The sequence below is a fragment of the Acinetobacter sp. YH12105 genome (assembly GCF_013419095.1).
Taxonomy (GTDB): domain Bacteria; phylum Pseudomonadota; class Gammaproteobacteria; order Pseudomonadales; family Moraxellaceae; genus Acinetobacter; species Acinetobacter pseudolwoffii.
In genome coordinates this window covers 1-7,434 of the sequence record NZ_VPAU01000036.1, presented here as the reverse complement: position 1 = coordinate 7,434, position 7,434 = coordinate 1, and the positions used below count along the sequence as shown (strand labels likewise).

The 7,434-nt window shown below is 35.4% G+C and carries 9 protein-coding genes; 3 read left to right on the top strand and 6 right to left on the bottom strand.

Translation table 11 applies throughout. From position 1 onward, the window contains the following. Window positions 1-200: 200 nt before the first annotated feature. Window positions 201-1,769, bottom strand: coding sequence for an ATP-binding cassette domain-containing protein (locus FTU44_RS14800; protein ID WP_159124549.1), 1,569 nt, complete (start codon window positions 1,767-1,769; stop codon window positions 201-203). 479 nt (window positions 1,770-2,248) lie between these two features. Here FTU44_RS14800 and FTU44_RS14795 point away from each other — a divergent pair, with 479 nt between their 5' ends. Together FTU44_RS14795 and FTU44_RS14790 are read left to right on the top strand one after the other, a co-directional pair. Continuing rightward, window positions 2,249-2,560 (top strand): BrnT family toxin, encoded by a 312-nt coding sequence (locus tag FTU44_RS14795; protein ID WP_096902542.1) that lies wholly within the window; start codon window positions 2,249-2,251, stop codon window positions 2,558-2,560. Next, window positions 2,523-2,837, top strand: coding sequence for a BrnA antitoxin family protein (locus tag FTU44_RS14790; RefSeq protein ID WP_096902543.1), 315 nt, complete (start codon window positions 2,523-2,525; stop codon window positions 2,835-2,837). The genes FTU44_RS14795 and FTU44_RS14790 overlap by 38 nt, the downstream gene beginning before the upstream one ends. Before the next feature lie 23 nt (window positions 2,838-2,860). On the opposite strand, the gene FTU44_RS14785 is transcribed toward FTU44_RS14790, so the two are convergent. From FTU44_RS14785 to mobQ, 3 genes are all read right to left on the bottom strand, one after another. Next, window positions 2,861-3,112: a hypothetical protein gene (locus FTU44_RS14785; RefSeq protein ID WP_004969151.1), complete on the bottom strand. Its 252-nt coding sequence runs from the start codon at window positions 3,110-3,112 to the stop codon at window positions 2,861-2,863. Window positions 3,113-3,309: 197 nt separating this feature from the next. Continuing rightward, window positions 3,310-3,807, bottom strand: a complete 498-nt coding sequence (locus FTU44_RS14780) for a hypothetical protein (RefSeq protein ID WP_161412391.1) — start codon at window positions 3,805-3,807, stop codon at window positions 3,310-3,312. Next, window positions 3,804-4,775 carry a MobQ family relaxase gene (mobQ, locus tag FTU44_RS14775; RefSeq protein ID WP_180051267.1) on the bottom strand — a complete coding sequence of 324 codons (972 nt, stop codon included), beginning with the start codon at window positions 4,773-4,775 and terminating at the stop codon, window positions 3,804-3,806. Before mobQ ends, FTU44_RS14780 begins: the two co-directional genes overlap by 4 nt. Before the next feature lie 363 nt (window positions 4,776-5,138). Here mobQ and FTU44_RS14770 point away from each other — a divergent pair, with 363 nt between their 5' ends. Then, window positions 5,139-5,423 carry a hypothetical protein gene (locus FTU44_RS14770; protein WP_004856445.1) on the top strand — a complete coding sequence of 95 codons (285 nt, stop codon included), beginning with the start codon at window positions 5,139-5,141 and terminating at the stop codon, window positions 5,421-5,423. Here the strand turns inward: FTU44_RS14770 and FTU44_RS14765 are convergent. Both FTU44_RS14765 and repM read right to left on the bottom strand, forming a co-directional pair. After that, entirely contained in the window at window positions 5,420-5,716 is a 297-nt protein-coding gene (locus tag FTU44_RS14765; RefSeq protein WP_004856442.1) for a hypothetical protein, read from the bottom strand. The genes FTU44_RS14770 and FTU44_RS14765 overlap by 4 nt on opposite strands. Beyond that, window positions 5,713-6,636 (bottom strand): replication initiation protein RepM, encoded by a 924-nt coding sequence (repM, locus tag FTU44_RS14760; RefSeq protein WP_004856439.1) that lies wholly within the window; start codon window positions 6,634-6,636, stop codon window positions 5,713-5,715. The genes FTU44_RS14765 and repM overlap by 4 nt, the downstream gene beginning before the upstream one ends. Window positions 6,637-7,434: the final 798 nt, after the last annotated feature.

Below are 7,434 nucleotides of genomic sequence, written 5' to 3'. Positions count from 1 at the left end.
CGTTGAATTTCTTTGTCAGACATAGTGATCAGCATCTATATTTCATATCCAGTCCATGATGTTTAAACCATCATAAACTAGACATTTTTATTGGTGAGAATATAGACATTTTGAATGGTGAGTAACAAATGCATTTCGTATAAGCTGTATTATGTTAATTTTAGTAGAACTAATAAATCTATATATTTGAAAATGTCATTTTACTCAATTAAATACTCTTCAGATATTTCACACTGTTCAACAAAAAAATGATCATGTGAAACTAAAATTACAGCGCCCTGATATTGGCTAATAGCCTGCGATAGAAGCTCTCTAGACTCAATATCTAAATGATTTTCTGGTTCATCAAGCAATAATAAATCAATACCATCAGGATAGTGACTCATTGCTAATAATGCGACTTTCAATTTTTCACCACCACTCAGTTCTGATAGTTTTAATAAAGCTTTTTCACGACGAATACGTAACTGACCTAACAAATTTCTCCACTCAACTTCAGTAAGATTGGAGTTATAAAGTGCAAGGTTTTCGATTACGGATAAATCATTATTTAATAAACTAAAGTTTTGATCTAAATACAAACATGTTCCACTAAAGAAAATATCATCACGTTGATGGGTAGAAATCAATTTCAATAAGGTTGATTTACCAATTCCATTAGCACCTTTAAGATGGATTTTTTCGCCAGCTTTCAATGCAAAATTAATTTTATTTGTTGCTGTATGGGGTAGCTTTAAATCATGAATTCTTAAAATCTCTCCTTGCTTCGTACTCTGTAAGTGGAATTCAAACTTCTGAGCTTTGATTTTTTCTACAATGGTCTGCCTATTAATCAGACTATTTTTCAAATCATCAGTTTGTCGAGTTTGTTGGGCACGTAGCTTACCTAAGCTTTGTCCAGCATTTTCCTTTTTGAAATCTAGAAAAATCTTTGCTTGAGAATTAGAATCACGAAGTTCATTGCCTTTAGATTGACGTTTATTCGCTTTCATTAAGCTATCATGTTGCCGTTGTTTTAACTGCTTTAATTCTTTTTTCTCATTATTAATAGACTGAGTTAATGCATCCATGTGTAGCTGATGCTGTTGAATGTAATGCTCATAATTACCTTTGTAGTGTTGTAAGCCTAATTCAGTTAAAGCATAAATATGTTGGACTTGATTGAGTAATTGGCGATCATGACTAATCAGGCATACACCACTAGGGTGTGCCAAAATACTCTCAATTAACCATTGTCTAGATGTTGAGTCTAAATGGTTGCTTGGTTCATCTAAAAGTAGATAGTGATCCTTTTTTAAAAACAAACGACATAAAGCCAGCTTTGTTTTTTGTCCTTCACTCAGTTTTTCTGTTGGAAAGTTCAAATCCGTAGGTAAGTCAGCATTTTCAAGTATATTTTGCCATTTTTGTGGTAAATCCCAGGTATTTTCAACTAACTCATAATCATCAAAACTAGCTGTATTGTTCTCTATACGCCGAAAAGCATGATGTAAATGATCTACCTCTAATGCTTGTGCAATATTTTCAGCATTAAGGCGTTCTAATTGTGCCAAATAATCATGTTGGATATTCCATGAAACTTGACCACTATAATGAATATCTAAAGCTTGGCTTTGATCTAATATTCTGAACAATAGGGATTTACCTAAACCATTACGTCCAATTAATGCAGAAACCTGTCCTGATAAAAGCGTAATGTTTAGCTGATCAAACATTTTCTGTGTAGAAAATTCTAAATTTAAGTTTGAAGCAATACATGCATGTTGCATAAAAAATTCCTCATGTAGAGGATATGCAAAATAGTGAAGATTAACTTATAAAAAACAATATATTATTTAGGATATAAAGTAGAGACCAAGAATATATAGCCACAAGTAGAATCTATTTTGCACATCAAAAGTTTAAAAATAATGATGAGAAAATGACTTACTTCATTGGCGTTACTCTTGGGAGGATGATTTGAATAAGGTTATTTTATAATGATAAGACAATCTGTCAAGCTTGTACTAAAGCTTCTAAAAGTTATTTAACATAATGGTGGTTATACGCAATACACTTGTATATTAATATAAATATCAGACACTTAATAAAACCATAAAAAGCCAAAAATGAGCAAAAAGCCGACTTTGAAACAAGTCGGCTTTTTTATGTTCGATTCTGTAAGCTTTTGCCAATAAAAAATGGAAGAACTTTGCAAAATTTACAATTTTGTATTAACATTTTTATATTAACAAAAAGCGATGCAACTATGGAAATTGAGTTTTCATGGGATGAGCATAAAGCAGAAATAAACCTTAAAAAGCATGGTATAGCTTTTGAAGATGCGACATTGGTTTTTTACGATGCTCATGCCTTATATAAACAGGATCGCTTTGAAAATGGTGAATATCGTTGGCAAGCGATAGGTATGGTACATGGGCAAGCTGTTTTATTGGTGGCCCACACAGTACAAGACCATAATGGGATGGATCATATCCGCATTATTTCGGCACGACAGGCAGAGAAAAAAGAGAGGAAACAGTATGAGCAAAACCGTTACGTACAAAGTAGATTTGAATAAACCTCCTGTTTTGTCTGAAGAACAAAAGGCAAGACTTGAAGCTCTGGCTAAACGCGCAGACAGTGAAATAGACTTTTCCGACATTCCTGAACTTGATGAAAGCTTTTGGAAAAATGCTGTCCAAAATCCGTTTTATAAGCCAACTAAACAAGTGACTACAGTACGCATTGATGCAGATGTCATGCAATGGCTAAAAGCACAAGGCAAAGGCTATCAGACACGTATGAATAAGATTTTACGTGATGCAATGCTGAATGATTTAAAAAATCACCCATAAAAACGGAGCTTAAGCTCCGTTTTTTACAAACTATTTTTAAGCTTATAGAATCTAAATTCGGGGTAAATTAAACCTATAATAAAAAGAATGGTAAATGCTATCCATAGAAACAAAGCCATAGCTCTAAGCTGTTCTTCATTCCATGAGCTTGATTCCATATCTAAGAAAAAGATACTCTTCCAGCCTTTAATATAATCAGCTCCACCCCATGAAATAATCCATTTGAACATTAAGCTAACTGCCAAATAAATAAGTACCCACACCCATGTAGACATAAATTACCTTATTATTTTTAATCACTTATTGGATAATTATAACTGATCTTAATAGTCTTATTTAACATAAAATCTCTTATGCGAAATTTCAGCTCGATGCTTTGAAATATGGCTTTAGCCATGTTTCAAAGTCGGGTAACTTTGCGCTTGCTGTAATTTGATTTGTAATGAGAAAAACCAAGCAAAGTACCGATCAACTAGTATTTTTTAGGGTCGATCTGACACCAGTCATACGTTTTTTCTTTGACACTACTCGGTTCAAACGAGTAGCAATTTTTCCTCATGATTCTCACCAATGTTTCACCATCACTTTCTCGAATTTGTAGCGGATATTTTTTTAGTACAGCCATATCTGCTCTACGTTCATCAATTTCGTCTTTGCTTGGTATGTATAAGAAGATAGCCAAAATGAATACCATCATCACAGCAACAAACGTGCTAGCAAAAATAAGGATAAGTTTTAAGTTGAGCCTGTTTGTAGCTTCGTTTAATGCCTGAATACTGTTGTTTAATGCACCTGTATGCTTCTTATTTGCGTTTTCTAGCGATTTTTCAGCCTTGTCTAGCACTCCACTAGCAACTTGGTTGTAAAACTGCTCTAATCGCTTCTTATCGTCTGCTATGGCTTCTCGATATTCCTTCATGGATGCCAATAAAATATATAACTGGTCATCTAAATCATTTTGATTACTCATAATGACATTCCGCCTCTACTTAGTTTTTGAGATGCCTTGCGGAGTGCTTGCTCGGCTCGTTGTTTATCTAATTCTTGCTGTCGTTTCATTTCCGCTTGGCGTTCCAGTTCTAGACGTTTGGTTTCTTGGTTCTTCTGCCATTGATCAAAACCTTGATCGACACGGTTTAAACCACGCTGTAAAACGCTCTCTTTCTGCTGTTTCTGTTGGTCAAGCTGTTGGGCGTTCTGCTGTTTCACATTGTCATTAAAACGGCTGATTTCAGTGTCTATGCCTTGTCTGCGTAATTGGGTGACTTTAGTGCCTTCATGGATGGTGGCTTGTAGTCCGTTATTCTGATCGGCATAGCTGCGGTGATCTATTTTTTCTCGGTAGCCTGCTCGTTCTAATGCGTGATTGGCTAAATTTGCCCACGTTTCCCGAATCTGTTTAATTTCGTCTTGGGTTGTACCCATACCAAGGCTTTTTCGTTTGGCGTTGCTGAGTTCAATATCGGTTTTGGTGGTCAGAGTGAGTTTATTGTCTGCATCCAATTCGGCTTTTCGGGTTGTGAGCATGATATGGGCGTGATGGTTCTTATCATTTCCGCCTTTGCTGGGTTCGTGGATGGCTAAGTCTGCAATCACGCCATAGCGATCAACTAAGGCTGTGGCAAAGGCTTTTGCCAAGTCCTTACGTTGATCTGCGTCTAATTCATCGGGTAGGGCGATTACCCATTCTCTAGCGGTTCGGGCATCTTTACGGTTTTCGGATTTTTCCGCCAAGTTCCAAAGTTGGCTACGGTCAATTTCAATATCGAGATTCGAGATAATTTCAGAATGGGCGACACCATCCTTTCTCGTAAAGTCGTGGGTCAGTCCTGTACGTTCATCTTTGAGCTTTTCCCCTGCACGATAAGCCATAGATGCAACGGCAGTTCTTCCCGAACTGCGGTTAACGGTTTTGGTTGTACAGTGGTAAATCGCCATTAAGTTTTCCTTGTGGCATCCACGTATTGATTACATTTCGGGCATTCTTTTCTAATAGTTTGAATGGATACTCCATTCATTTGCTCTATAAGAATTTTAGGTAATTTGTATAAAAATTCATTCCCACAGTTTGAGCATATAAAAATATGCTGTTCATCAATATTGTATTTCTTCATTTGCTTTACCGCTCTTGCTTTTGCTTTTGGGGTTAAGGGGTGTCCCCCTTACGCATCTTTTGACTTGAATGAAATTCAAGTCGTAAGTGCGCATTTCATGAAAAACACGATAGCATATAGCCCGCTTGAATTTCAATTCATAGGGTTTTATGCTTGAGTGGTTTTCTATATCCCGAAATTAACCGTTATGACAAAATCTGCTGAAAATATCGAAAAGAAAATTGAAGCCCAATTAGAAAAGTTGAAACAGTTAAAAGCTCAAAAACAGGCTATTGATGCAAGAGAAAAAACCAAGCAAAAGGAACAAGAAAGAAAGGACGATACAAGACGTAAAATTTTGCTCGGTTCTTACTTAATTAAAAAGATGCAATCTAATGAAGCCAATAAAGAAAAAATACTCGCTGAACTCAACGAATATTTAACAGAAAATAGAGATAGACAGCTTTTTGATTTGCCCGATATTGAAGCCTAATTTTTCTTAGCTGTTTGGTTGTTCTGTTCGGCTTGATACTCGGGAATGAGCGTATTTAAAACCTTTTGAATATTGTCTTTGTCCTCTATCTGCAAATTATCTCGATAGTAAATTAAGTCCTGTATTTTGCTTTCCATCTGCATTTTTTTGGTGGGTTCTGCATTTTTGGATATTCGAGATAATAGGAAGATATAACCGCATATATTTTCCCTCGCAATTTCATAATTTACGATGTCGAGGTATTCAACGGTCACATGTTTTAGATCAGTTGATAGGTTGTTTAATTTAATCATGGCTGAAATCCTGATTTTTCTAATATTGGATAAAGCTCTCTGAATTTTTCAGGCTCTAAAAGCATATCTGCTATACGGATAGCAAATTGTTGGTAGCTTTCTGTACCTTGTGAATATTTCCCCATTTCAGGCATTTCTGACATTTTATTGGCAAATAAATGGCGTTGTGCATCGGTCATTTTGACAAAAAAGTCAGGTGTGTTTGGGTCACGCTTAGAATCTAATTTTTTCGGCTGTGATTTTTGCTTAAACTTAAATGAAAAACCAATAATTGAACGACCACGTTTGTGTTGTTCATACTCTGCTTTTATATCTGTGTACTCATTAATTTGATCAATGGCAAGGTGTAAAACTTTTTCTTTAAATTGCCCCATTCTCTTGTATTCGTTGGGTTCTATGCCTAATTTTAATCTTAGCTCTTCTAGCTCTACCATAGTCACTTTGCCTGTACTACGCCATGCGATAAGCAACTCATACAAGCGTATAGCGTAAACACTAGTTAAACTGCTGACTTGCTCTAGTTCATAACTGGTGAAGTGTTTTTCTAAATTTGTAATCAACGGTACAACATCATCAGAAAACTTAATACGAACAAGAGCTTCATTTTCTACATAAGATATTCGTTGTACCCATCGACTTATTACATTCTCAATGTTGCCCTTTTGAGTCAGCTTTTGATAGCTAAATCTACGATCAAATAGGCTTTTGCAAGCATCTTTAAGAACTTTATAGGCTGTATTTCTATGAACATTGAAATGGTTGATATAGCTTTCAGCATGAATCGTCAAATCTTTATCATTGGGTGTATTTGATTGCCTAGCTTCAAGTATGGCTAACAGTATTAAACGTTGTTCTGATAGGTCTAAATTATAACTGGCATTTATTAGTGCATTATCTTTAACGACTAGTTCCTTTTTCATAAGCACACATGTTTTTTAAATATATAAGTACACTCTATTTTATTGAGTGTCACTTTGCAAGATAAAGGTGTACTTATTGCAAGATAAAGGTGTACTTATTGCAAGATAAAGGTGTACTTATTGCAAGATAAAGGTGTACTTATTGCTATTTTTATTCTTATATATCAATTAATTGTAGAGGCTAAAAATTAAAAAATTAAAAAATATTAAAAAGAGGGGAGTGCTTAAAACTGCCCTATGTACTCGCTAAAGCTCGTACTCTATTGAAGCTCGTTCCTCGCTTCATGGGGCAGTTTTTGGTTAATCCTGTTTATGAAATCTAAAAGCAAAAGCATTGGTAATGTATTCGCTTCGCTCATACTTTTTGAAAAGCAAAAGCTCCAAAGTTCGCACCCATTCGGGATGCTCTGTACCTACCGTTTAAAATCGAAAGGGAGCTTGTAATCAGAGAAAAGGCGAGGGCGAAATTTTGATGATGCTCAATCGCTCGTAGACACTCGCTCGGTTCTTATTATCTAGGTTTTAATTATTTACTGGAGCTAACCAAAGTTGTGAAACATTGCTTAAATAATAGGCGTGGAACGTGAAAAATCATAAAAAAAGCCCGAACAGGGATGTTCGGGCTATCAACTAGAAACTACAGCGTTGAATTATAAGGATAATTATAATGCTGTTATTCACCAATTAAAATGTCTATGCGATAAACCATTTAAAATGTCCTGTTTTTAACCACAAGAGTCAAGCACAGGATTTAAATTTCTTTGTCCAATAACAGCTTTCTGAGCTTTACGGCTCGGC